This is a genomic window from Streptomyces sp. P6-2-1 (genome assembly GCF_050613165.1).
Lineage (GTDB): Bacteria > Actinomycetota > Actinomycetes > Streptomycetales > Streptomycetaceae > Streptomyces.
The window spans coordinates 6,903,528-6,928,450 of record NZ_CP192513.1 but is presented as its reverse complement, the minus strand read 5'-3'; the positions used below and the strand labels follow the sequence as shown (position 1 = coordinate 6,928,450).

17 protein-coding genes and 2 pseudogenes are annotated in these 24,923 nt (G+C 72.3%); 9 read left to right on the top strand and 10 right to left on the bottom strand.

The genetic code is table 11. The features are described 5' to 3' along the window. Window positions 1-202: 202 nt before the first annotated feature. Window positions 203-1,277: pseudogene (locus tag ACQYWQ_RS29140) on the top strand (IS630 family transposase). 46 nt (window positions 1,278-1,323) lie between these two features. On the opposite strand, the pseudogene ACQYWQ_RS29135 reads toward ACQYWQ_RS29140, so the two are convergent. Further along, a pseudogene (locus tag ACQYWQ_RS29135) lies at window positions 1,324-2,056 on the bottom strand (IS5 family transposase); the annotation flags it as partial. A gap of 410 nt (window positions 2,057-2,466) precedes the next feature. After that, window positions 2,467-2,883 carry a YjbQ family protein gene (locus tag ACQYWQ_RS29130; RefSeq protein WP_431038790.1) on the bottom strand — a complete coding sequence of 139 codons (417 nt, stop codon included), beginning with the start codon at window positions 2,881-2,883 and terminating at the stop codon, window positions 2,467-2,469. 79 nt (window positions 2,884-2,962) lie between these two features. On the opposite strand from ACQYWQ_RS29130, the gene ACQYWQ_RS29125 reads away from it, so the two are divergent. Beyond that, window positions 2,963-4,033, top strand: a complete 1,071-nt coding sequence (locus tag ACQYWQ_RS29125) for an NAD(P)-binding domain-containing protein (protein WP_431038789.1) — start codon at window positions 2,963-2,965, stop codon at window positions 4,031-4,033. A 16-nt stretch (window positions 4,034-4,049) separates the two neighbouring features. On the opposite strand, the gene mltG is transcribed toward ACQYWQ_RS29125, so the two are convergent. Next, a complete protein-coding gene (gene mltG / locus ACQYWQ_RS29120; protein ID WP_431038788.1) occupies window positions 4,050-4,946 on the bottom strand; it encodes an endolytic transglycosylase MltG in 897 nt (298 codons plus the stop codon). 31 nt (window positions 4,947-4,977) lie between these two features. Further along, window positions 4,978-6,855 (bottom strand): ABC transporter ATP-binding protein, encoded by a 1,878-nt coding sequence (locus tag ACQYWQ_RS29115; protein WP_431038787.1) that lies wholly within the window; start codon window positions 6,853-6,855, stop codon window positions 4,978-4,980. A gap of 97 nt (window positions 6,856-6,952) precedes the next feature. Between ACQYWQ_RS29115 and ACQYWQ_RS29110 the strand changes: the two genes are divergently transcribed. Together ACQYWQ_RS29110 and ACQYWQ_RS29105 are read left to right on the top strand one after the other, a co-directional pair. Next, window positions 6,953-7,480 (top strand): MarR family winged helix-turn-helix transcriptional regulator, encoded by a 528-nt coding sequence (locus tag ACQYWQ_RS29110; RefSeq protein WP_431038786.1) that lies wholly within the window; start codon window positions 6,953-6,955, stop codon window positions 7,478-7,480. 69 nt (window positions 7,481-7,549) lie between these two features. Beyond that, the gene (locus ACQYWQ_RS29105) at window positions 7,550-10,486 is read left to right on the top strand and encodes an FAD-binding and (Fe-S)-binding domain-containing protein (RefSeq protein WP_431038785.1); all 2,937 of its coding nucleotides are present in this window, start codon (window positions 7,550-7,552) and stop codon (window positions 10,484-10,486) included. A 138-nt stretch (window positions 10,487-10,624) separates the two neighbouring features. Here the strand turns inward: ACQYWQ_RS29105 and ACQYWQ_RS29100 are convergent, their stop codons facing one another. Next, entirely contained in the window at window positions 10,625-11,362 is a 738-nt protein-coding gene (locus ACQYWQ_RS29100) for a hypothetical protein (RefSeq protein WP_431038784.1), read from the bottom strand. 159 nt (window positions 11,363-11,521) lie between these two features. On the opposite strand from ACQYWQ_RS29100, the gene ACQYWQ_RS29095 reads away from it, so the two are divergent. Both ACQYWQ_RS29095 and ACQYWQ_RS29090 read left to right on the top strand, forming a co-directional pair. Continuing rightward, the gene (locus ACQYWQ_RS29095) at window positions 11,522-13,486 is read left to right on the top strand and encodes an ABC transporter transmembrane domain-containing protein (RefSeq protein WP_431038783.1); all 1,965 of its coding nucleotides are present in this window, start codon (window positions 11,522-11,524) and stop codon (window positions 13,484-13,486) included. Next, window positions 13,483-15,264, top strand: a complete 1,782-nt coding sequence (locus ACQYWQ_RS29090; protein WP_431038782.1) for an ABC transporter ATP-binding protein — start codon at window positions 13,483-13,485, stop codon at window positions 15,262-15,264. Before ACQYWQ_RS29095 ends, ACQYWQ_RS29090 begins: the two co-directional genes overlap by 4 nt. Window positions 15,265-16,192: 928 nt before the next feature. Here ACQYWQ_RS29090 and ACQYWQ_RS29085 read toward each other — a convergent pair. Then, window positions 16,193-16,984, bottom strand: coding sequence for a metal-dependent hydrolase (locus ACQYWQ_RS29085; protein WP_431038781.1), 792 nt, complete (start codon window positions 16,982-16,984; stop codon window positions 16,193-16,195). A 91-nt stretch (window positions 16,985-17,075) separates the two neighbouring features. Between ACQYWQ_RS29085 and ACQYWQ_RS29080 the strand changes: the two genes are divergently transcribed. Then, window positions 17,076-19,649, top strand: a complete 2,574-nt coding sequence (locus tag ACQYWQ_RS29080; RefSeq protein ID WP_431038780.1) for a DEAD/DEAH box helicase — start codon at window positions 17,076-17,078, stop codon at window positions 19,647-19,649. A gap of 111 nt (window positions 19,650-19,760) precedes the next feature. Beyond that, the gene (locus ACQYWQ_RS29075) at window positions 19,761-20,693 is read left to right on the top strand and encodes an acyl-CoA thioesterase (RefSeq protein ID WP_431038779.1); all 933 of its coding nucleotides are present in this window, start codon (window positions 19,761-19,763) and stop codon (window positions 20,691-20,693) included. Window positions 20,694-20,728: 35 nt separating this feature from the next. Here ACQYWQ_RS29075 and ACQYWQ_RS29070 read toward each other — a convergent pair whose 3' ends face one another. Further along, a complete protein-coding gene (locus ACQYWQ_RS29070) occupies window positions 20,729-22,378 on the bottom strand; it encodes a DUF6397 family protein (RefSeq protein ID WP_431038778.1) in 1,650 nt (549 codons plus the stop codon). A 117-nt stretch (window positions 22,379-22,495) separates the two neighbouring features. Next, entirely contained in the window at window positions 22,496-22,897 is a 402-nt protein-coding gene (locus ACQYWQ_RS29065) for a roadblock/LC7 domain-containing protein (protein ID WP_431038777.1), read from the bottom strand. Window positions 22,898-22,993: 96 nt separating this feature from the next. Here ACQYWQ_RS29065 and ACQYWQ_RS29060 point away from each other — a divergent pair, with 96 nt between their 5' ends. Beyond that, a complete protein-coding gene (locus ACQYWQ_RS29060; RefSeq protein ID WP_431038776.1) occupies window positions 22,994-23,422 on the top strand; it encodes a PPOX class F420-dependent oxidoreductase in 429 nt (142 codons plus the stop codon). A gap of 12 nt (window positions 23,423-23,434) precedes the next feature. On the opposite strand, the gene ACQYWQ_RS29055 is transcribed toward ACQYWQ_RS29060, so the two are convergent. Together ACQYWQ_RS29055 and ACQYWQ_RS29050 are read right to left on the bottom strand one after the other, a co-directional pair. Further along, window positions 23,435-24,160, bottom strand: coding sequence for a GTP-binding protein (locus ACQYWQ_RS29055; protein ID WP_431038775.1), 726 nt, complete (start codon window positions 24,158-24,160; stop codon window positions 23,435-23,437). 172 nt (window positions 24,161-24,332) lie between these two features. Beyond that, window positions 24,333-24,914 carry a histidine phosphatase family protein gene (locus ACQYWQ_RS29050; RefSeq protein WP_431038774.1) on the bottom strand — a complete coding sequence of 194 codons (582 nt, stop codon included), beginning with the start codon at window positions 24,912-24,914 and terminating at the stop codon, window positions 24,333-24,335. Between the last annotated feature and the right edge of the window lie 9 nt (window positions 24,915-24,923).

Here is a 24,923-nt window from a genome sequence, read left to right as displayed (position 1 = left end):
GAAGGCAGTGTTCCTTCTCCAACCTGACGCAGGCTCTGGCAGGAAGAGCTGAAACAGCACGGACACCGGGCCGGAAGACAATCAGCGGACCTCCTGAGAACTCCGAATTTGCATAACGCCGGAGGGTTCAGGGGCAGAGACCGGTCGCTATGAGGCTGAACGTATGGGGTCGTAGGGGTGACGGTTGGTCGGTGGCTGCGGTATGACCGTAGTCACGCGGGATCCACAAGGGGGTGGGCTGACCGCCAAACGCCAGCAGTTCCGCGAAGACTTACGGCTCCATGCTGCCGAGCGGTCACCCAGGGCGAGGGCAGTGCCGCGATAGCCAGAGATCTGCGGATCAGTAACCGCTCGGTCCAGCGATGGCGTCACGCGTGGGCCGAGGGCGGCCCGAGATCCTTGCGGTCGAAGGGGCCGGTGTCTCTGCCGAGGCTCAGCGATCGGCAGTTCGCTCAGCTAGAGGCGGAGCTGGGCCCAAGGGGCCGGCCACGCACGGCTGTGGGACCAGCACTGGACGCTGGCCCGGGTGAAAACGGTGGTCGGCCGACGCTTCCATCGGACGTACACCATCCAGGGTGTGTGGAAGCTGTTGCTGCGCAACGGCTGGTCCTGCCAGGTGCCGGCCCGTCGTGCCATGCAACGGGAAGATGATGCGGTCGCGGGGTAGGGCCAAGGAGGTGTGGCCCCGCGCGGAAGGCTGGCTGCGGCCCGTGGAGCCTGGCTGGTCTTCGAGGACGAAGCCGGCTTCTCCATGACGCCGACGCACGCCAGAACTTGGTCACCACGCGGCCACAGCCCGGTGGTCCGAGTGCGCGGCCGTTCCGCCGCCGACTCTCCATCGCGCGCTAACCAGCTACAAACCCGGCTACCGATCGAGGCTGATCTACGGCCGCGACGGGACGACGGTAACCGTGACGGGCATAAAATCCTCTCCCGGCGCGACTACCGGGACCCGCTGATGGCCGCCCACCAACAACTCGACCCCCATCGTCCTCATCTGGGACAACCGCAACGTCCGCAAAGCCGCAGGTCTGTGGGAGTTCGCCGAAACCCGGGACTGGCTGACCATCCACTACCTGCCGCCCTACGCACCCGGCCTCAACAGCGTCGAATGCATCTGGTCACTCCTGCGACGTGGCTGGCTCTCGAACGTCGCCTTCAGCACCCCGGAACACCCCGTCCAGACCGTCCGCCGCAGCCTACGCCGCATCCAGTACCGCAGCCATCTCATAGACGGCTGTCTCGCCGAGACCAGCATGACCATCCGACTCGCCTGACCAGCAGCACGACATCCCAGTTCAACCCAAGAAACCGTCTCATTTTGGTGAGTCGGCGGTGGCAGATGAGGGTGTAGGTGATGCTGGTGAGGGCAGGAAGTGGTCGGCTTTGCGTTCGTAGCGGCGGTGGAGTCGTCGACAGACAGCGGGCCAGAGCACATGGTGTGTTCGACGGGGCCGGCGACGGCTGCCGAGTCGCTATGAGGTCTCGATGCCTTTGCGCGCGACGCGGTGCCGAATTCCGCGTCGGGACAGCCATTCCCGCAGGTGGCGGTAGTCGTATCCCTTGTCGGCGCGGAGTTTTCCGGGCCTGCGCCGACGGGGGCCTCGGCGGGAGCGGATGGGCTGGATGCCCTTCACGAGTGGGATCAGGGCTCGACTGTCGTGGTTGCGACGGATACAGGCAGACCGGCCCGGTCGGTGATCGGTGGATCTCTTCGGCCCGCACTTGCCTCGGTCGACAGGATTCGGACCTGTCAGGTCCCCCTTTTCAGGCACCGCATGTTCACCGAGTCGATCACGCACCTCGACCATTCCAGCTCGCCGCGGCATCCGAGTGCATCCAGGACCAGGCGGTGGAGCTTGACCCGGACTCGTGCCTTCGTCCACTCGGTGAACCTGCGGTGGGCCGTGGCACCGCACGGACCGAACGACGCTGCAGGCAGCTGCTGCCACATGCAACCGGAGGTAGCCCCGAACACGATCGCCGCCAACACCTCCCGATCACCGTGACGGCGTCGACCGCCACCTTGCGGCCGTGATGGCGCCTCCGGCACCACCCGGTGGAAAAACTCCTACAACTCGTCCGGCACCAGCCGTTCGGCGATCCCCGCCACGACCAGCAGCCTACCGAACCAGTTGAGCCGTCGTAGGAACCGTTCTCATCGCGAAGCCACGGGCCGGGCTTCGGCCGCGTCACAGTATCTGTGGCACCCGAGACCTCCCGGTCGTCCGCCCAGCCGATGATGTGCCCCCCGACCGAGGCGGCTGCGGCAAGAACGTTGTCCCGCTGGGCCTTGGGGGGCGACGTCGCGAGCTCGACTCGCGACAGGCGCCGCGCGCCGAGCAGGCATGTGCCGCATCCGTCACAGGGCCGTTCGATCTCTCTGAGGCCCATACCGCACGCGTCTCTCCGCTCACCCCGCAGGGGACGGAGCACCGGCGGCCCGGCCTCAGCGAACGCCCCTGCTCAGCCGAGGAACGACAACCGCACCTGCCGCTCCGCGTTGTCCACGTTCGTGTCGACCAGGCACACCGATTGCCACGTGCCCAGTGCCAGGTGGCCCGCTGTGACGGGGAGGGTGGCGTGTGGGGGGATGAGGGCGGGCAGGACGTGGTCGCGGCCGTGGCCCGGGGTGCCGTGGCGGTGGTGGTAGGGGCGGGTCGGGGGGAGGAGGGTGCGGAGGATGTCGAGGAGGTCGTCGTCGCTGCCCGCGCCGGTTTCGAGGATCGCGAGGCCCGCGGTGGCGTGGGGGACGAAGAGGTTGAGCAGGCCGTCGCGGTCGGCGGCGTGGGCGGCGAGGAAGCGTGCGCAGTCGGCGGTCAGGTCGTGGACCCTCTCCTCGGCGCCGGTGCGGATGCGAAGGGTCTCGGTGTGCAAGGTCATGGGCGCATCCTCGCGCACCCGGTGCGGGAAGATCCGGCGGCGCGGCGTCGTTGGCCCCGGTGTGAGTGAGGACAGAGCGGTGGACGTCGTCGTGGTCGGTGCCGGGCAGGCGGGGCTCTCGGCCGCGTATCACCTGCGGCGGACGGGGATGGGCTTCGTCGTGCTCGACCACGCGCCCGCGCCCGGCGGTGCCTGGCAGTTCCGGTGGCCCTCGCTCACGTACGGCAAGGTCAACGGGATGCACTCGCTGCCGGGCATGGAGCTGACCGGGGCCGATCCCGCGCGGCCCTCGTCCGAGGTCGTCGCGGAGTACTTCCGTGCCTACGAGGAACGGTTCGCGCTGCCGGTGCGGCGGCCCGTCGACGTGCGCGCGGTGCGCGAGGGCGAGGGCGGGCGGCTGCGTGTGGAGACTTCGGACGGCACGTGGTCGGCGCGCGCCCTCATCAGCGCGACCGGCACGTGGGACCGTCCTTTCCGGCCGCACTACCCGGGGCAGGACAGCTTTCTCGGTGAGCAGCTGCACACCGTGCGCTATCCGGGTCCCGAGTACTTCGCGGGCAAGCGCGTCGTGGTGGTCGGGGGCGGGATATCGGCGACGCAGCACCTGCTCGAACTCGCCCCGTACGCGGCGGCGACCCGCTGGGTGACACGGCGCGAGCCGGAGTTCCGCGAGGGGCCGTTCGGCGAGGAGGAGGGGCGCGCCGCCGTCGCGCTCGTGGACGCGCGGGTACGGGACGGGCTGCCGCCGCGCAGTGTCGTCTCGGTGACGGGGCTTCCGCTCAACGACGCGATCCGCGCGGGGCTCGCCGACGGCACTCTCGACCGGCACCCGATGTTCGCGCGGATCACCCCCGAGGGGGTGGAGTGGGCGGACGGCAGCCGCTTCGCGGCCGACGTCATCCTGTGGGCGACCGGCTTCCGGCCCGCCCTGGAGCACCTGCGTCCGCTCGGCCTGCGCGAGCCGGGCGGCGGTGTCCGCATGGAGGACACGAAGGTCGTGCGCGATCCCCGGGTGCATCTGGTCGGGTACGGGCCTTCGGCGAGCACGATCGGCGCCAACCGGGCGGGGCGGTCGGCCGTACGTGACATCCGCGCCCTGCTCGGTGAGGCGAGCCCGCCCGCCTCCGTACCCGTACCGGCGGCCGTCTGAGCGGGGGCGGCCTCGCTCAGGACGAGGCGCTCGGGCTCGGGGAGCTGTGGCGCTTGTTGAACTCGGCCACGTTCTCCTGGTGCTCCGCGTAGTCGCGGGTGAAGCGGGTGTCGCCGGGCTTGACGGTCACGAAGTAGAGCCAGTCGCCCTCGGCGGGGCTGGTCGCCGCGCGCAGCGCCTGGGTGCCCGGGTTGGCGATGGGGGTGGGCGGCAGGCCCTTGTGGACGTAGGTGTTGTACGGGGTCCTGCTGCGCGTTTCCGATGTCTTGGTGTGCAGAGTGCTGCGGCCGAGCCCGTAGTTCAGGGTCGAGTCCATCTGGAGCGGCATCCCCTCGTCGAGCCGGTTGTAGACGACGCGGGCGACGCGGGCCATGTCCTTGTCGGTGGCGGCCTCGGACTGGACGATGCTCGCGACGGTGACGAGCTGGTAGCGCGAGACGGCGTTCTTCTCGGCGCCCGCGGCGACGGTGCCGCCCGCGTAGGTGCGGTTGGCCGTGTCGACCATCGCGGTCAGCAGACGCTCCGGGGTGGTCTTGTCCGTGATCGGGTACGTGGCGGGGAAGAGGTACCCCTCCGGGTTGCCGCCCGCGTCGCCGGGGAGCGAGAGCCCGGCATCGGCGGCCTTCTTGCCTGTCGTGCCCTTCTTCAGGTGCAGGGCCGTGTCGACGGCCGCGTACACCTGGCTCGCGCGCCAGCCCTCGGGGACGGTGAGCGTGGCGGCGCGTTTCGGGCCGTCGTCCTCGCCGTTCAGGACGAACGGCACGGCGATCGCCGCGGCGACGGCGGCGAGGGCCGTGGCGAGGAGGACGAGTCTGCCGCGCCGGGTGATGCGGGTCCGGCGGCCGTCCGGAGGACCCGGGCGGCCGGGAGCGGGCAGGGAGCGGGGGCGCGAAGGGCGCGAGGGCTCGGTCATAAGCGAACGTTAATGACTTTTCTCCCGTTTTCTACGCCTTGACGATGGACGACGGCGTGGACGGCAGGACCACCGGCCCCGGAGCCTCGTCCGCGTGCGGCTCGCTCCCGTGGGCTTCGCCCTTGCGGGAGTCGCTGCGTACGAGCGCCGCGTAGGCGCCGTCGCGGGCGAGGAGTTCCTCGTGGGTGCCGCGTTCGGCGATGCGGCCGCCGTCGAGCACGACGATCTGGTCGGCGTCCCTGATGGTCGAGAGGCGGTGGGCGATGGTGAGCGTGGTGCGCCCGGCGGCGAGGGTGTCGAGTGCTTCCTGCACGGCGCGTTCGGTGCGGGTGTCGAGGGCGCTCGTCGCCTCGTCGAGCACGAGCACCGGCGGGTCGCGCAGGATCGTGCGGGCGAGGGCGAGGCGCTGTTTCTCCCCGCCGGAGAAGCGGTGCCCGCGCTCGCCGACGACCGTGTCGTAGCCCTGGGGAAGCCCGGCGATGTGGTCGTGGATCTGGGCCGCGCGGGCGGCCGCGCGCAACTCCTCGTCGCTCGCGTCCGGCTTGGCGAAGCGGAGGTTGTCGGCGACGGAGGCGTGGAAGAGGTAGGTCTCCTGCGAGACAACGCCCACGGCACGGGCCAGGGTGTCGAAGTCGAGGTCACGCACGTCGACGCCGTCGAGTGTGACGCGGCCGCCGCTGACGTCGTACAGCCGGGGCACGAGATGGCTCAGGGTGCTCTTGCCCGACCCGGTGGGGCCGACGACGGCGAGGGAACCGCCGGCCGGGAGGGTGAGGTCGATGCCGTCGAGCACGGGGCTGCCGTCCCCGTACCCGAAAGCGACCTTCTCGAAGCGGACCTCGCCCTTGACCTCGTCGATGTGGACGGGCTGTTCGCGTTCGGTGATGTCGACCGGGAGGTCGAGGTACTCGAAGATGCGCTGGAAGAGCGCGAGCGAGGTCTGTACCTGCACGCCGGTCGCGAGCAGGCTCACCGTGGGGCGGAACAGGCCCTGCTGGAGCGAGACGAAGGCGACGAGGGTGCCGAGCGAGATCGCGGCGCCGTTCGCCTGGGCGAGTCCCGCCGCCCAGTAGAGGAAGGCGGGCATCGCGGCCATGACGACGCTGATGACCGACATCCGCCAGCGGCCCGCCATGTTGGAGCGCACTTCGAGGTCGACGAGTTCCTCGGACTCGCGCGCGAAAGAGCGCGTGAGCGAGTCGGCGCGGCCCATCGTGCGGCCGAGCAGGATGCCACTCACGGAGAGGGATTCGGTGACGGTCGCCGCCATGTTGGCCATCTGGCGCTGGCGCTCGCTCGTGATGCGCTTGCGCTCGCGGCCCACGCGGCGGCTGATGAGGACGAAGACGGGGAGCAGGACGAGCGAGACGACGGTGAGGCGCCAGTCGAGCGCGAGCATCGCGACGATCGTCGCGATCACCGATGTGCTGTTGGATACGAGACTTGTGGCCGTCGAGGTGACCGTCGCCTGCATGCCGCCGATGTCGTTGGCGATGCGGGACTGGACCTCGCCCGTGCGGGTGCGCGTGAAGAAGGCGAGGGACATGCGCTGGAGGCGGGCGTAGACACCGGTGCGCAGGTCGTGCATGACGCGCTGGCCGACCGTGGTCGACAGGAGCGTCTGGAGGACGTTGAAGACGCTCGACAGGAGGGCGCTGAGGATCATGCCGAGCGCGAGGAGGCTCAGGAGCCCCGTACGCCCTTCGGGGATCGCGGTGTCGAGGATCTCGCGGAGCAGGAAGGGGGTGACGACGGAGACGAGCGAGGAGGCGGCGACGAGCAGGCCGACGACGGCGAGGCGGCCGCGGTAGGGGCGGAAGAGGCGCAGGATGCGGCGGATCTGGCGTGGTTCCTGGTCCTCGCGGGCGGTTTTGTCGGGCGGGGTCCAGTTGATCTCGGGCGGGCGCATGGGCTCCTTCAGAGGGGTGAGGACAGGCGGCTCCGGGGGAGCATAGTTCATTGTTACCTATGTACACAATGAACATCATCCTGATATTGTTCCCGCCATGCGCTCCCCCTCCTCGTCGGCCGACCCGGGTCACGCCCCCGACAGCGACGCCGTACTCGCCGAGCAGCTGCTCCGCCTCAATCGCCGCTTGCACCGGCTCCAGCGTCATCAGTTCGGGCCGCTCGGCATCACCCCGGCCCAGAGCCGTCTCCTGCGCGCCGTGACCGTCTTCCCCGAGCCGCCGCGGATGGCGGATCTCGCCGCGCGCCTCGACGTCGTCCCGCGCGCGATCACGACGCTCGTGGACGCCCTGGAGGCGAGCGACCGGGTACGCCGGGTACCCGATCCCGGCAACCGCCGAGTGACCCGCATCGAGCTGACCGACGAGGGGCGCGCGACCCTGGAGGCACTGCGCCGGGCACGGCGCGAGGCCGCCCAGGAGGTGCTCTCGCCGCTGGCGCCCGGACAGCGCGCGCAGCTCGGCGCGCTGCTCGAACTGCTGGTCAGCGGGGGGCCCGGCGATACGCCCGGGCACTGCGCGCACCCGCCCCGGACGCCCGGGCGGGACGGCGAGGAGCGAGAATAGGCGGGACCCCCCGCCGCCGGGCGCCCGCGCGTTCCCTGTGGCGAACCGTGGACGAAGGAGCGCCGCCCCATGCCGTTGCTCGAACCGAGCCCGAACACTCTGCGCCCCTCAGGGCGCGAGGACACCGCACCGGACTTGGTCCCCACCGGGCTCGCGGGCGGCACTCCTGAGCCTCTGCGCGGCGAGCTGAGCGCGCTGCTCGGGCCCGGGAAGGTCCTCACCGGCATCTCGGACCTCGTGCGCTACGCGTCCGACGCGAGCCCGTACCGCTTCCTGCCGCAGGTCGTCGTGGTCCCCGAGACGGCCGAGGACGTCGCCGCGGTCATGCGGTACGCGAGGGACAAGGGCCGCAAGATCGTCTTCCGCGCGGCGGGGACCTCGCTCAACGGGCAGGCGCAGGGCGAGGACATCCTCGTCGACGTACGGCGGCACTGGGCGGGGGTGGAGGTGCTGGACGAGGGCGCCCGTGTGCGGCTCGGCCCGGGCACGACGGTCGTACGGGCCAATACGACGCTCGCGCGGCACGGGCGTGTGCTCGGCCCCGACCCGGCGAGCGCCATCGCGTGCACGATCGGCGGGGTCGTCGCGAACAACGCCTCCGGGATGACCGCGGGGACGACGAGGAACTCGTACCGCCTGGTCAGCTCGCTGACCGTCGTGCTGCCCTCGGGCACGGTCGTGGACACGGGCGCGCCCGACGCGGCCGAGAAGCTCGCCGCGGCGGAGCCCGAGCTGTGCGCGGGGCTCATGGCGCTGAAGGCGGAGATCGAGGCGGACGCGGCGCTCACGGCCCGTATCCGCGCGAAGTACGAGATCAAGAACACCAATGGCTACCGGCTCGACGCCTTCCTCGACGGCGACGACCCGGTGTCGATCCTGCGCGGGCTCATGGTCGGCTCCGAGGGCACCTTCGGTTTCCTCTCCGAGGTGGTCTTCGACACGCTGCCGCTGGAGCGCCTCCACTCGACCGGGCTGCTCTTCTTCCCCTCGCTGCCCGCCGCTGCCGCCGCCGTGCCGAAGTTCAACGAGGCCGGGGCGATCGCGGTCGAGCTGATGGACGGGAACACGCTGCGCGCCTCGACGAGCGTCGCGGGGGTCCCCGCCGACTGGGCGGAGCTGCCGAAGGACACGGCGGCGCTGCTCGTGGAGTTCCGCGCCTCCGACGAGGAGGGTCGCGAGGCGAACGAGCGGGCGGCCGCCGAGGTCATGAAGAGCCTTGACCTGGTCGCCCCCGTGGCCTCGGTGACCAACGCCTTCACGCGCGAGGCGAAGGTCATCGGCGGGTACTGGAAGGCGCGCAAGGCGTTCGTGACGGCGGTGGGCGGGACGCGGCCCTCGGGCACGACGCTCATCACGGAGGACTTCGCCGTACCGCCCTCGCGGCTCGCCGAGGCGTGCGAGGCGCTGCTCGAACTCCAGACCGCGCACGGCTTCGACGCCGCCGTCGCCGGGCACGCCGCGCACGGCAACCTCCACTTCCTGCTCGCCTTCGACGCGGGCAAGCCCGAAGACGTGCGGCGCTACGCGGACTTCATGGACGCGTTCTGCACGAGCACCGTCGAGCGCTTCGACGGCTCGCTCAAGGCCGAGCACGCGACGGGCCGCAACATCGCGCCGTTCCTTGAGCTGGAGTGGGGTCCGCGCGCGACCGAGCTGATGTGGCGCGTCAAGCAGGTCATGGACCCCGAGGGCGTCCTCGCCCCGCGCATCGTGCTCGACCGCGACCCGCAGGCGCACCTGCGCGGCCTCAAGACGATCCCGCAGGTCGAGGCGGTCGCCGACCCGTGCATCGAGTGCGGCTTCTGCGAGCCGACCTGCCCGAGCCAGCACCTGACCACGACGCCGCGCCAGCGCATCGTGCTGCGCCGCGAGATGATGCGCCAGCCCGCCGGCTCGGCCGTCGAGACCGGGCTGCTCGACGCGTACGGCTACGACGCCGTGGACACGTGCGCGGGCGACTCGACGTGCAAGCTGGCGTGCCCCGTCGGCATCGACACGGGCGCCATGATGAAGGAGTTCCGCCACCAGCGGCACAGCCCTCGCGAGGAGAAGATCGCCACGTACACGGCGAAGGACTTCAAGGTCGTGGAGAGCGGGGCGCGGCTCGCGGTCGCCTCGGCCGAGAAGATCAGCGACCGGCTGCTCACCGCGGTGACGCGCACCGCGCGCAAGGCGGTGCGCCCCGACCTCGTGCCGGAGTGGCTGCCCGAGATCCCGGGCGCGGCAGCGCGGCGGCTGCCCCGTACGGAGAAGTCGGCGGCGACGGCCGTGTACTACCCGGCGTGCGTCAACCGCATCTTCGGTGGTCCCGAGGACGCCTACGAGCCCTCGCTGCCGCAGGCCGTCGTGCTGCTCGCGCGGCGCGCGGGCAAGCCGGTGTGGATTCCCGAGGACGTCTCGGGCACGTGCTGCTCGACGATCTGGCACTCGAAGGGCTACGAGGACGCCAACACCGTCATGGCCAACCGCATCGTGGAGGCGGCGTGGGGCTGGACGGGCGGCGGGCGGCTCCCGCTCGTCGTCGACGCCTCCTCGTGCACCCTCGGGATCGCGCACGAGGTGGTGCCGTACCTGACGCCGGAGAACAGGGAGCTGCACGCGGCGCTCCGAATCGTCGACTCGCTCGTGTGGGCGGCCGAGGAGCTGCTTCCTGAGCTGACCATCCACCGCAAGGTGGAGTCCGCCGTTGTCCACCCGACGTGCTCGATGCAGCACCTCGGCGACGTCGACCAGCTCGTGGAGCTGGCCGGGGCCTGCGCCCACGAGGTCGTCATGCCGGACGACGTCGGCTGCTGCGCCTTCGCGGGCGACCGGGGGATGCTCCACAAGGAGCTGACCGAGTCGGCGACGGCCGCCGAGGCCGCCGAGGTGACGTCCAGGGACTTCGACGCGTACCTCTCGGCGAACCGCATGTGCGAGGTCGGGATGGACCACGCGACGGGCGGCAAGGGGTACGCGTCGGTGCTCATGCAGCTGGAGCGGGCGACGCGTCCACCGCGCGGCTGAGGGGCCGGGGGTACGGGGCCTGGCGGCGAGCGCGGTACAGGGCGAGCGGTCCCGTACCGCCGGGCCCGGCCCGTACCGCCGGGCCCCTTCGTCCGTACCCGTCCCCCGGGCTCGTGCCCGTCGCGCCGGGAAGGCCGCTCAGGCCGCCAGGTTCTTCTTGTCCCCCATGACCACGACCGGGTGCCGCGCCGGGTCGAGGGTCGTGAGCAGGGTGCGCATACCGGCCTTGGAGATGCTCACGCACGCCGAGGTGCCGCTGCCGTGGTCCATGTGCAGCCAGATGCTGCCGCCCTTGGTCTGGCCTTCCGGGCGTGTGGGGTCGTTGGGCGCGGTGCCCTTGACGCGGTTGTAGTCGATGGCGATGACGTAGTCGAAGTCGTGCCAGTGCGACTTCGCCCAGTAGTGCGGCGCCTGGATCGAGGCGGTCTGCGTGTACGGGAGCCTGGCGCCCGGGTCGGCGAGTACGCCGCCCGCGTCGCTCAGCGTGTAGACGCCCACCGGGCTGCGCTTGTCGTTCTCGTGGTGGGCCGTCGTCCAGCCCTTCTTGCCGTTGTGCCCCTGCCAGGAAGCGGACTTCTTCCACGTCTTCCCGGTCTTCGTGTACAACACGACGGTCGCGTCGGCGGAGTCGACGCCCTCGCCGTAGACGGCGACGACCTGGCGGCTCGCGGCGGGGATCTGCGACTGGAGGCGGTCGCCGACGCCCGGGACACGGGTCGGGTCGGCCTCGGGGGCGCGGTGCGCGGCGGGCGAGGAAGCGGCGGCCTTCTTCGCTGTGCCGCCGTCGCCGCCGTCCTGCCCGGAGCAGGAGGTGAGCAGCGCGAGCACCGCCGCCGTACCGATCAGGACCTTCACCGTTCCACCCGTACTGTGCATACGGTCATACTCCCACCCGCGTCGCGGGAACCCCGCCGGTGGGCCGTCAGGGGCCGGGACCTGCCCATTCCTTTACCGATCGCCGAAAAGTCATTTGCTCTTCGGGGTCCGACAAGTAAGGCTTACCTCATTTGCTCGTCTCTCCGGCCCTGGACTCTCATGCGCATCAAGGATCTTCCGTACGCGGACCCCGGCGTCCCCGACGTACGGTCAGGCCCCCGTTTCCTGTACTGGCTGGGACGGCGGCAACGGGGCGGCCAATTCCGCGCGCTCGCCTGGGGGCTGCTCAACTTCGGCTCGCTCTCCGCGCTGCCGTACCCGGTGGGCATCGCCGTCGAGGCCGTCTCGGACGGCGGTGACGGGGCCGGCCGGCGGCTCGTGCTCGCGGGGGCTCTGCTCCTCCTGCTCGGCGCGGGTGTCGCGGTCGGCGACGTCATGCTGCACCGCACTGCCGTGACCAACTGGATCACCGCGGCCGCGCGCATCCAGCAGCTCCTGATCCGCAAGAGCGCGGAGCTGGGCTCGACGCTCACGCGCCGGGTCGCCGCGGGGGAAGTGGTGGCTGTTTCGACAGGCGACGTCGAGAAGATCGGCTGGTTCGTCGAGGCGCTCTCACGCTTCCTGGCCGCGGCGCTCACCGTCGTCCTCATCTGCGTGGGGCTGTTCTTCTACGAGCCGCACCTCGCCCTCGTCGTGGCGATCGGCGCGCCCGTCGTGGCGCTCTCCGTCCTGCCGCTCCTGCCGCCCTCGGTGCGCCGCGCCGACGTGCAGCGCGAGAAGGCGGGGCGCGCGACGGAACTCGCCTCGGACACCGTCGCGGGGCTGCGGGTGCTGCGCGGCATCGGCGGCGAGGAGCTGTTCCTCGGCCGCTACCGTGCGGCGTCGCAGGAGGTGCGCGGCGCCGCAGTGCGCAGCGCGCGGCTGTGGTCGCTCATCGCGGCCGTGCAGGTGCTCGTCCCGGGGCTGCTGCTCATCGCCGTGGTCTGGTACGGGGTGCGTCTCGCGCGCGAGGGGACCGTGTCGGTCGGGGAACTGGTCACCGTGTACAGCATGGTGACGCTGCTCGCGTGGCCGATGCGCCACTTCGAGGAGATCGCTATGGCGTACTCCTTCTCGCGGCCTTCGGCGCGGCGCGCGGCGCGGGTGCTGTCGCTGCGACGGGTCACCGGGGGCCCGGACCCGGCCGCGGGGGCCGCGACGGGTACGGGGGCGGGCGAGGCGTACGCGGGTCCCGCCGAGCTGTACGACCCGCTGACCGGGCTGCGGGTGCCCGAGGGCCGCCTCACGGCCGTCGTGTGCGGGGACCCGGACGCGGCGGGGCGCCTGGCCGACCGGCTCGGCGGCCACTCCCCCGAGCACGCCGGAGAACCCTCCGTGCTCCTCGGCACCGTGGCGCTGGACGGGCTGCCGCTCGCCGAGGCACGGCGCGTCGTGCTCGTACAGGACAAGGATCCCGTGCTGCTCTCGGGGACGCTGCGGGAACTGCTCGACGTCCCGTCGTCCGGTGCCGTCGCGCCGGACGCCGCGCTGGCCGCGGCGCAGTGCGCGGACGTGCTCGCCGCGCTCGCGCAAGCCGACCCCGACCCGGGGGCGAGCGGCGGTGATCCGCTGCGGACCCGGATCACGGAGCGCGGCAGGTCGCTCTCGGGCGGCCAGCGGCAGCGGCTCGCTCTCGCGCGTTCGCTCGTCGCCGACCCCGACGTCCTCGTGCTCGACGAGCCGACCTCGGCCGTCGACGCGCACACCGAGTCCCGTATCGCGGGCGGCCTCGCCGCCTTGCGCACGGGCCGCACCACCGTCGTCCTCACCTCCTCGCCGCTGCTGCTCGACGCGGCCGACCGGGTCGTGCTCGTGCTCGGCGACTCGGTCGTGGCCGAGGGCGCGCACCGCGAACTGCTCGCGGCGGAGCCGCGCTACCGGGCGGTCGTGACGCGCGAGACGGAGGAGGAGAGGGACGCGGCGGGCGAGGGCCCGAGCGACCTCGGCGCACTGCGCGAGGTCGAGGTCTCGGCCGATGGCCCGGACCAGGGCGCCGTGGACCGCTCCGCCGGGAGCGCCGTCGTGGCGGCCCCCGCCGACGAGCTGCCGGGCAAGGACACCGTACGGATCGAGGAAACCGCATGACCGGGCCCACGCCCCCCGAGTACGACCCGGCCGCGCCGACGACGGCCGAGACACTGCCGGTCGGCAGCCCGGCGACCGTACGCGGCTACATCGGCGCGCTGTTCCGCAGGCACCGCGCGGCCTTCGTCGTCCTCATCGCGGTGAACGCCGTCGCCGTGATCGCCTCGATGATCGGCCCGTACCTCCTCGGCGACCTCGTCGACCGCGTCTCCGACCACGCGGACGAGATCCATCTGCCGCGCACGCTCGCGCTCTTCGCGCTCGCGCTGCTCGTGCAGACGGTGTTCATCCGGATGGTGCGGCTGCGCGGCGCGATGCTCGGCGAGGAGATGCTCGCCGACCTGCGCGAGGACTTCCTGGTCCGCTCGGTGAAGCTGCCGCCAGGGGTCCTGGAGCGGGCTGGCACGGGCGACCTGCTCTCGCGGATCACGACCGACATCGACCGGCTCGCCAACGCGATGCGGGAAGCGGTGCCGCAGCTCTCGATCGGGCTCGTGTGGGCGGTGCTGCTGCTCGGCGGGCTGGTCGTGACGGCGCCTCCGCTCGCCCCCGCCGTGCTGATCGCCGTACCGCTCGCCGTCATCGGCTGCCGCTGGTACTTCAAGCGCGCCCCCTCGGCCTACCGCTCCGAGGCCGCCGGTTACGCGGCCGTCGCCGCCGCGCTCGCCGAGACGGTCGACGCGGGCCGCACGGTCGAGGCGCACCGCCTGGGCGCGCGCCGCGTGGCCCTCACGGACCGGCGGGTAGCGGAGTGGACGAAATGGGAGAATTACACCCTTTCCCTCCGCTCGGTCCTCTTCCCGGTCATCAATGTCACGCACACGACCGTGCTGGCCTCGGTGCTCATGGTCGGTGGGGCCTTCGTGCTCCAGGGCTGGATCAATGTCGGTCAGCTGACGACCGCGGCGCTGCTCGCGCAGATGCTCGTGGAGCCGGTCGGCCTGATCCTGCGCTGGTACGACGAGTTGCAGGTCGCGCAGGTCTCGCTGGCGCGGCTGGTGGGGGTACGGGACATCGAACCGGCCGCCGGGGACGCGCGCGTCGCGCCGCGCGGCCGCACGCTCGACGCCGCCGATGTCCACTTCGGGTACAGGGAAGGGGTCGACGTCCTGCGTGAGGTCACGCTCGCTGTCGAGCCGGGCACCCGGCTCGCGCTCGTGGGCCCCTCCGGTGCGGGCAAGTCCACGCTCGGGCGACTGCTTGCCGGGATCTACGGGCCGCGCACGGGCATGGTGACACTGGGCGAGGCGCCGCTGTCGGAGATGACGGCGGAGGCGGTACGCAGCCATGTCGCGCTCGTCAACCAGGAGCATCACGTCTTCGTCGGCTCCCTGCGCGACAACCTGCGCCTCGCCAGGGCCGGAGCGGATGACGAGGACCTGTGGGCCGCGCTCGCCGCGGTGGACGCGACGCCGTGGGCCCGCGCGCTCGGCGAGGGCCTCGACACGGAGGTCGGCTCGGGCGCGACGACGCTGACCCCTGCGCAGGCGCAGCAGATCGCACTGGCGCGCCTCGTCCTTGCCGACCCGCACACTCTCGTCCTGGACGAGGCCACGTCCCTGCTCGATCCCCGTGCGGCCCGCCACCTGGAGCGCTCGCTCGGCAAGGTCCTGGAGGGCCGTACGGTCGTCGCCATCGCCCACCGGCTCCACACGGCGCACGACGCGGACGTCATCGCGGTGGTGGAGGACGGGCGGATCAGCGAGCTGGGGAGCCACGAGGAGCTGGTCGCCGCGGAAGGGGCGTACGCGCGGCTCTGGGAGTCGTGGCACGGGTGAGGCGCGCGGAGGCGAGGTGACGAAGGCCACCACACGGGCCGCCTCCCCGCGCCGGGCACCGGAAAGGCAGCCGGGCCACGCGGAGCACACGGCGAGCGAGCGGCTCGGCACGAGCGATTCCGGTCCGGGTGACACGGTGGCGTACGACGGAGGGAGCTGACCGGCGGGGGGGAGCTGACCGGCGGGGGGGCGGGTGACCCGGCGGGGGGCGGCACGCGGGCCCATGTGACCCCGGGTGGGGCGGGGGGACCCGACGGCGTACGGCACGCAAGCCGGGGTGACCCGGCGGCGTACGGCACGCAAGCCGGGGCGGCTCGGCGAGGGGCGACACGCGGGCCCACGCGATCCGTCGGCGGGGGGGGGCGGGGGCGGGCGGCACGGGCGCGGCCCGCACCCGGTCGTACGCCGGGGTGAGGCGCGGACCTCGCGGGCTACGGGGCCTCGCGGGCTACCGGGCCTGCGTCCTGCGGAGCACAGAGGCACTCGCGGGGGGGCAAAGGGGGCCCGGGGGTTGGCCGGTCCCGCTGACCCGGCGACGTACGGTGCCGAGGCCAGAGAACCTGGCAAGGTACGACGCGCAAGCCGAAACGCCCCAGCGAGGGACGGCCTCCCCCACCCGAACGCCCCGGTCGCGGGGCGGCGCGGGGACGGGGCGTACGCGGGCGGGGCGCGCGTCGCGTGGGTGGGGCTTGCGTTCGTGCGCGGCGTGTCGGAACGGGCTTGCTCCCCGGGGACGCGGGGTCGGCTACAGCGACAGTGCGCGGGGCAGGGGCCCCGTGAAGGGGACGGGAGGTTCGGACGCTCAGGGTGGCCGGTTTTCGCCCGTGCGGGAACGGCGCGCGGGGCGGTGGGGCTCGCCGAGTCCGCTGTGTCCTTCGTGCGCGCGCCGCTCGCCCCGCTCCGCGCCGGGACGGCTGGACGGCCCGGGTCAGACCACGTTGAGGGCGAAGAGGCCGCCGATCGCGCCGAGTGCCATGAAGATCGGGGTGAGTATCTTCAGCTCGACCCAGCTGCCGGCCCGGAAACGCATGAACTTCGGGGGCCCGAGCGGGTACCAGAGCCTGCGGGCGATCGGGAGCGGCCACAGGATGGGGCATCCCGATACGGTGATGGCGTCGCCGATGTCGTGCACGAGCGCCCCGAGCACGATCGGCAGGCCGAGCCACATGTACGCCTGGCCGTCGCCGGCGAAGAGCCAGTGGGCCCCGTTCCCCGGCCGGTCCAGGAAGTCGGCGAGCATCCACGCGCTGGTCGCGCCGAGGAGCCACACGAGCACGTCGCTGGAGACCCGCGCCTGCCGCCACAGCAGCCCTTCGATGGCGAGCACCATGTGCACGAAGAGGATGCCGAGGACGGCCCAGCGCCCGATGGCCACGGCGAGCGCGGAGGCGCCCGCACCCACGAGGACGGCCCAGACGAGCGTGTGCGTCAGGGTGCGGTGGCCGCCGCTCCTGCGGGGGTCCTTCTTGCCGCGGGTGGCTTTGTAGACCCCGTAGGAGAGGGCGTCCACGAAGTTGCACAGGGCCTTGCTGACCGGCCCGAAGGCGCGGGATATCGTCGCCGACTTGTGGTCGAGGTCGGGCGCGAGGGCGGCTCCGGCAGTGATGAGCGCCCCGACGAGCAGTACCGGCCAGGGCATCTGATGCCCGTTGGCCGCCGCTACCGCCCCGACCCCGAGCCAGGCCGCGGCCCCGGAGAGCGAGTGTGCCGGTCCCATCATGAGCGTGTCCCCCACCTTCGACGCACCGCTGTGCAGTTGACGGCCCGTCCCGCTTCCTTGACCGGACGAGCGGTCCCTCACCCTACCGGTCGTGATCTTCGTGCCGTCCGCCGATTCCCCCTCCCCGGCGGCGAAAGGGCAAGATGGGGGTGTGACCCTTATCGATCAGCTCCCTGCGACCCCCGATCCCGACGCCCTCTACGAAGCCTTCGCCTCGTGGACGGAGAGCCAGGGGATCACTCTGTACCCCGCTCAGGAGGAGGCGCTGATCGAGGTGGTCTCGGGGGCGAACGTCATCCTCTCGACGCCGACCGGCTCCGGCAAGAGCCTGGTCGCCGCGGGCGCGCACTTCACGGCGCTCGCCCAGGACAAGGTCACCTTCTACACCGCGCCGATCAAGGCACTCGTCTCGGAGAAGTTCTTCGACCTGTGCAAGATGTTCGGCACCGAGAACGTCGGCATGCTCACGGGCGACGCCTCGGTCAACGCCGACGCCCCCGTCATCTGCTGCACCGCCGAGGTCCTCGCCTCGATCGCGCTGCGCGACGGCAAGGACGCCGACATCGGCCAGGTCGTCATGGACGAGTTCCACTTCTACGCGGAGCCGGACCGCGGCTGGGCCTGGCAGATCCCGCTGCTCGAACTGCCGCAGGCGCAGTTCGTGCTGATGTCGGCGACGCTCGGCGACGTCGCCCTCTTCGAGAAGGACCTCACCCGGCGCACGGGCCGGCCGACCTCCGTCGTGCGCTCCGCGACCCGCCCGGTTCCGCTCTCCTACGAGTACAAGCTGACGCCGCTCACCGAGACGCTCACCGAGCTGCTCGACACCCGGCAGGCGCCGGTCTACATCGTGCACTTCACGCAGGCGCAGGCCGTCGAGCGGGCACAGGCGCTCATGAGCATCAACATGTGCACGCGCGAGGAGAAGGACCGCATCGCGGACCTGATCGGCAACTTCCGTTTCACCACCAAGTTCGGCCGGAACCTGTCGCGTTATGTACGGCACGGGATCGGGGTGCATCACGCGGGGATGCTGCCGAAGTACCGGCGGCTCGTCGAGAAGCTGGCGCAGGCGGGCCTGCTCAAGGTCATCTGCGGGACGGACACGCTCGGCGTCGGCGTCAACGTGCCGATCCGCACGGTGCTGTTCACCGCGCTGACGAAGTACGACGGGAACCGGGTGCGCACGCTGCGCGCGCGGGAGTTCCACCAGATCGCGGGGCGTGCGGGGCGCGCGGGCTTCGACACGGCGGGGCTCGTCGTGGGGCAGGCCCCTGAGCACGTCATCGAGAACGAGAAGGCGCTCGCGAAGGCCGGGGACGACCCGAAGAAGCGCCGCAAGGTCGTGCGCAAGAAGGCACCGGAGGGCTTCGTCGCGTGGAGCGACAAGACCTTCGAGAAGCTCATCGCCTCCGAGCCCGAGCCGCTGACCTCGCGCTTCCGCGTGACGCACACGATGCTGCTCGCCGTGATCGCCCGCCCGGGCAACGCCTTCGACGCGATGCGCCACCTCCTGGAGGACAACCACGAGCCGCGCCGCCAGCAGCTGCGGCACATCCGCCGGGCCATCGCGATCTACCGCTCGCTCCTCGACGGCGGCATCGTGGAGCGCCTCGACGAGCCGGACGCGGAGGGCCGTATCGTCCGGCTCACCGTGGACCTCCAGCAGGACTTCGCGCTCAACCAGCCGCTCTCCACGTTCGCGCTCGCCGCCTTCGACCTCCTCGACCCCGATTCGCCCTCGTACGCGCTCGACCTCGTCTCGGTCGTCGAGTCGACGCTCGACGACCCGCGCCAGATCCTGGCCGCGCAGCAGAACAAGGCGCGCGGCGAGGCGGTCGCCGCGATGAAGGCGGACGGGGTCGAGTACGAGGAGCGCATGGAGCGGCTCCAGGACATCGGCTATCCCAAGCCGCTGGAGGAGCTGCTCTTCCACGCGTACGACACGTACCGCAGGAGTCACCCGTGGGTCGGTGACCACCCGCTCTCCCCGAAGTCCGTGGTGCGGGACATGTACGAGCGGGCGCTGACCTTCACCGAGTACGTCTCGCTGTACGAGCTGGCCCGTACCGAGGGCATCGTGCTGCGGTACCTGGCCTCCGCGTACAAGGCCCTGGAGCACACCGTCCCCGACGACCTCAAGTCGGAGGATCTGGAGGACCTCATCGCCTGGCTCGGCGAGCTGGTGCGCCAGGTGGACTCCAGCCTCCTCGACGAGTGGGAACAGCTCGCCAACCCGGAGGAGATGAGCGCGGAGGAGGCACAGGAGAAGGCCGATCAGGTCAAGCCCGTCACCGCCAACGCGCGTGCTTTCCGGGTGCTCGTGCGCAACGCGATGTTCCGGCGCGTCGAGCTGGCGGCGCTCGACCGGGTGGACGAGCTGGGCGCGATGGACGCGGAGTCGGGCTGGGACGCGGACGCCTGGGGCGAGGCGATGGACGCCTACTGGAACGCGCACGAGGAGCTGGGCACGGGACCTGACGCGCGCGGCCCCAAGCTGCTGCTCATCGAGGAGCGGCCGCAGGAGGCGCTGTGGCGGGTGCGGCAGATCTTCGACGACCCGGACGACGACCACGACTGGGGCATCAGCGCCGAGGTGGACCTCACCGCGTCGGACGCCGAGGGCCGGGCGGTGGTCCGGGTCACCTCGGTCGGGCAGCTCTGAGCCGGACCTCTTCCGGGCGTGGCCGCAGGGGCCGCGCCCGTGTTCCTCCTCCGTTCCCGAGCCCGTGCCTGTCCGGTGCGGGGCGCGTTGTGCGAAAGGGCGTACGTGACCATGACCGACTCCGTCGAGCCCGTGCCCGAGCGCCTGGTGGACCTCCTCGACCTGGAGCGGATCGAGGTGAACATCTTCCGTGGCCAGAGCCCCGACGAGTCGCTGCAACGCGTCTTCGGCGGGCAGGTGGCCGGGCAGGCGCTCATCGCGGCGGGGCGGACGGTGGACACGGGCAGGCCCGTGCACTCGCTGCACGCCTACTTCCTGCGTCCGGGTCGCCCCGGGGTGCCGATCGTGTACGAGGTGGAGCGGGTGAGGGACGGGCGGAGCTTTACGACGCGGCGCGTGACCGCCGTGCAGCAGGGCCGCACGATCTTCACCCTGACGGCTTCCTTCCACGTGCCCGAAGAGGGCGCTTTCGCGCACCAGTTGCCCCCTGCGGGCCCCGGGCCGCTCGTGGACCCCGAGTCCCTGCCCCGGCTCGCGGACGAGGTCCGCGCGCACCTCGGCGGGGTGCCGGAGGAGCTGGAGCGGATGGCACGGCGGCAGCCCTTCGACATCCGGTACGTGAACCGCCTGCGATGGACGCCGGAGGAGACCGCGAGCGCGGAGCCGCGCAGCGCCGTGTGGATGCGGGCGGTGACGCCGCTCGGTGACGACCCGCTCGTGCACACGTGCGCACTCGCCTACGTGAGCGACACGACGCTGCTCGACGCGGTGCGGCTCCCGGTGGAACCGCTGTGGGGCGAGCGGCTGCTCGACCTCGCCTCGCTCGACCACGCCATGTGGTTCCACCGGCCCTTCCGTGCGGACGAATGGCTCCTCTACGAGCAGGAGTCGCCGGTCGCCACGGGGGGACTCGGGCTGGCCAGGGGCCGGATCTACGACCGGGCGGGCAGGCTGCTCGTCTCGGTCGTGCAGGAGGGGCTGTTCAGGGCGCGCGGCGGCATCCAGGTGCGGACCGGCGAGGCGCCGCACGAGCAGGGCGCATAGCCGCCGGACGAGGACGCGCGCGGCCGTCCCCGTGTTCACCGGCACCGGCACCGGCACCGACCCTGCCCGGTGCCGGTGCCCGTGCCGGTCCTGCGGCACACCCGCCGCTCCGTGCCGCCGTCGCGCCGCTGCCACGGCATGAACCGCCGCCGAGCCCCGCGCACGCCGGGCTCGCCACTCCCCTCCGCGCGCAGCGAGGGACAACAGGACGGCGGTACGGAAGCGGCACCCGGGACGCACGCGTACGGACAGCAGCGGTGCGGGGGCGGGGGCGGGGGCTGGACGGGGAGCGACGGCGCGACGGACCAAGGGCCCGGATCTTCGGCGGCTTCGGCGACCGGGGACGTAGGCGGTACCCGACCCGGGACCGGGGCGGATGCGGACGTGGTGGCGGAAGCGCCCCTCGGCTCCGGGGCCGCCGGTACACGCGCCGTGGCGCGTGAGAGACCGGGATGCGCGGAGAGACCGGCCGCGGGGGACGCGCCGTCAGGTCCCTGGAGCGGAGGCGAATGCCTGGCAGGGACCGACGCCGCAAGCGGTGCGGCAGGCGCCGAGGGAGCGGGCTCCGGCGCCGGGAGCGTTGACGCGGACGAGCCCGGGACCGGTGCCGTGCCTCGGGCGCCCTGGGACGTTCCGTCGTCCTCCGGGGACGAGAGCGGAGACGAGGCCCGCGCGGAAGTCCGTCCCGGCAGGGCGGCGTGCGGGGCGTGAGCGGGCAGGTCAGCGGGGTCCGGCGGCGCGGCAGCGAGCGGGACGGCGGGACCCGGCGGCGCGGCAGCGAGCGGCTCGGCGGGGGCGTGGTGCGTCGGGTGCGAGGTCGAGGACGGTGCGGAGGAGCCGGCCGGGGCCGGGCGCGCGAGGGGCGGGGCGCTGATCATTCCGGCGTTCTCCGGCCCGGCTCCCGCGCGGGCCCTCCGTCCCGCGCCCGGTGCCGGGCGGGTGGCCCGGGCCTGTGTCAGCTCGCGGAGGAAGTGTGCCCGGACGACTCCCCGTTCGGCGGGGCCCTGGGCGCGCGTCAGCGCCGTGAGGGCCGAGGTCCCCTGCGCGGGGGTGAGACGACGCAGGTAGCCGCATTCGTCGGGGTCCGCGGCGCCGGCGGTCTCCTCGGGGCCGAGCTGGACGGCGAGGACCGCCGCCCGCTCCCACGGGTCGGCGCTGAGCCGGGGCAGGCACCCGCGCCGCCGCTCCCGCCACCGCGCCGCACGCCGGTCGCCTTCCGTCATGTCGCGCAGCTCGGCCGGGAGCCTGCCCACCAGCAGCTCGGGCCTGCGCCGTCCCCACGCGGCCACGTCGGCGGCGGGATAGGTCCAGACGACAGCCCGGTACCGGTTGAGGTGGAAGCCGATCGGTGCGAACTGGCCCAGTTTGGCGAGGCGTGTGAAGCGGTGCGGGGCGATGCCGAGCAACTCGGCGGCCTCGGCCGTGCCGACGCACCGTACGGCCTCGCGCAGCGCGTGCGGGAAGCCCGGCGAGGCCCGCTGGCGCTCGATCTCCCCGGCCGTGAAGCGGCGCGGGACCGTGCCGTGCCCGGGCAAGGAGGGCAGGACGCCCAGCACAGCCGCCCGTTCCACTTCCTCGCACGTCAACTCCAGCTGAAAGGCAGCCTGTTCGGGGTCGAACAAGTCACCCCGCACCGGCCTTCCGCCCACCACTGCCGACGTCGTCGCCGTGCCACGTACCGCCATACCGTCCCCCTCGGAGCCGAACCTTGGGACAGACCGTAGGGGACGGGACGGACATCACCTTCTTCTCACCTGTGGATAACTCGGAGGCAAACGGATCATCCGCTTATCAACGCCTCTTCAGCCGGACGCCCCCGGCCGCCGGGAGTCCACCCCCAGGTGCTCCCCCACCTTGCTCACGAGCAGCGTCATCTCGTAGGCCACCTGGCCCACGTCGGCTTCCGAACCGCTCAGCACGCACAGGCAACTGCCGTCCCCCGCCGCCGTGACGAAGAGGAGCGCCTCGTCGAACTCGATGACCGTCTGCCGGACCTTGCCCACTTCGAAGTGCGCGCCCGAGCCCTTGGCGAGGCTGTGCAGACCCGAGGCGACGGCCGCGAGGTGTTCGGCGTCCTCGCGTGCGAGGTCGGCGCTGAGGCCGGTGACGAGTCCGTCGTTGGAGAGCACCAGAGCGTGCCTGATGTGCTCGACGCGCTGGGTCAGTTCATCGAGAAGCCACCCGAGTCTTGCGTTCCGTTCCACGTTCCGCTCTCCCCGTTCGCAGCCGCTCCCCCTGTTCGGAGGAACTCATCGGCAAGCCTTCACCACCGCCCGGCGGACAGCAAGGATGATGAGCATATGACCCACAAAATGACCGATGAAGAATGGCGGGCCTTCGTCTCGGACGGCACGCGGACGGCGAAGCTGGCTACCGTGCGGGCGGACGGGAGCCCCCACATCGCCCCGATCTGGTTCGTTCTGGATGGTTCGGACCTGGTCTTCAACACCGGCAAGGGCACCGTCAAGGGTCGGAATCTGGCCCGCGACGGGCGTGTCGCGCTGTGCGTGGACGACGAACGTCCGCCCTTCTCCTTCGTCACGGTCGAGGGCTCGACCGAAATCAGCGAGGAACCGGAGGAGTTGCTGCGCTGGGCGACGAAGATCGCCGGGCGCTACGTGGGCCCCGACGAGGCCGAGACCTACGGGCGCCGCAACGGGGTCCCCGGGGAACTCCTCGTCCGGGTGAAGGTCGAGAAGGTGGTCGCCTACGGGGGCGTCGCCGACTGACACCCCCGCACCTCAGCGCAGCACCGCCTCCAGCAGCCGCGCCGCCCGGAACCTCCCCGTGTACGCCACGAGTTCCGCGAGGACATGACGGACCGTCGTCGCCTCGCGCACGTCACCGGCGAGCACGGGGACGCCCGGCGACAGGCCGAGCGCCGACGCGACCTGTTCGGGGCTGTACGCGGCACGGCCCGCGAAACGGTTCATCACCACGACGAAGGGCAGTGCCCGCTCTTCGAGCCGGTCCACGAGCGCGAAGCTCTCGGCGAGCCGCCTCGTGTCGACGAGTACGACCGCGCCGAGCGCGCCCGCGCACAGGTCCTCGCACAGCGCCGCCGACCGCTCCAGCCCGGGCACACCGAAGAGACACAGCGTCAGGTCCGGGCGCAGCGCGATCCGGCCGAAGTCGAGCGCGACCGCCCCCGCGCCGCTCCCCGGCTCCCCCGCGCCGCCCGAGCAGCCGCCCGAGCAGCCGCCCGCCGGCTCGTACGCGACCACAGGTCCGTACGCGTGCGGTGCGGGCCCGGAGCCGTACGGGTCCCGCTCTGCCGGGCCGCCCGGGCCGTCACGATGCGGCCCCTGTCCCGGGGGCGTCCCTTGCCCCGGCCCCCCGATTCCCCGCGCGGGCCCGAACCGGCGCGTGGCGCTGACGAACGAGGTCCTGCCGGTGCCGGGTCCACCCGCGACGACGATCTTGAGGAGGAGGCGTTCCCCCGTCGTGTGCCACCGTCCGCCGCTCATCCGCCACTTCCCTCGCCACCGCGTCCCTGGCACCAGCCGTCCCGCTGCCGAAGCGCCCAGGATGACAAGTCGCGGAGCGAAGGGCGGGGAGTGCGTGATTCTTTACCGGATGGGCGCGTTCGCGCCCGAATCAGACCGTTTCGTGCTGCGGCGGGTTCGTGAGCGAGGGTATTCACGACAGCACGAGATTCCAGCGCCCCCCACGCCCGCTCAGTGTCGTCACCGCCAGCGGCCTGACGTCGAAGCGCCAGTACGCGGCGACGGGCAGACCGAGCGCGTGGACGAGGGCGGCGCGGACCGTGTCCGGTTCGACGAACAGGGGGAGCGCGCCCGTCACGGTCTCCGCGAGGTGGTCGAGGTGGGCGCCGACGCGCCGTACGAGGGCGGTGAGCGATTCACCGTCACCACCGGGGCGTGCCGCCGGGTCGGAGAGCCAGGCGGCAAGGGCGGCGGGCGCGGCGGCGGCCACCGCTTCGAGCGGGCGCCCGCGCCAGTCCCCCGGGTCCTGCCCGGCGAGGGCGGGCTCGGCTGCGGCCCCGGGATGGCCGAGGAGCGTGGCGGTCTCGTGGCAGCGCGGCGAGGGCGCGCGGCGCGCCCGTACCCGGACGGCTTCCTTCGGTGGCAGGACGCCGCTCGCCCGCAGCTCCGCCGCTGCCGCGCGCCCCCGGTCCGTCAGCGGTGTGCCCGCGTCGAAGGCGGCGGCACGGCTCGCCTCGCTCTCGGCGGCCGGGACAAGAATCACTCGGATCGTCATACCGGCCCG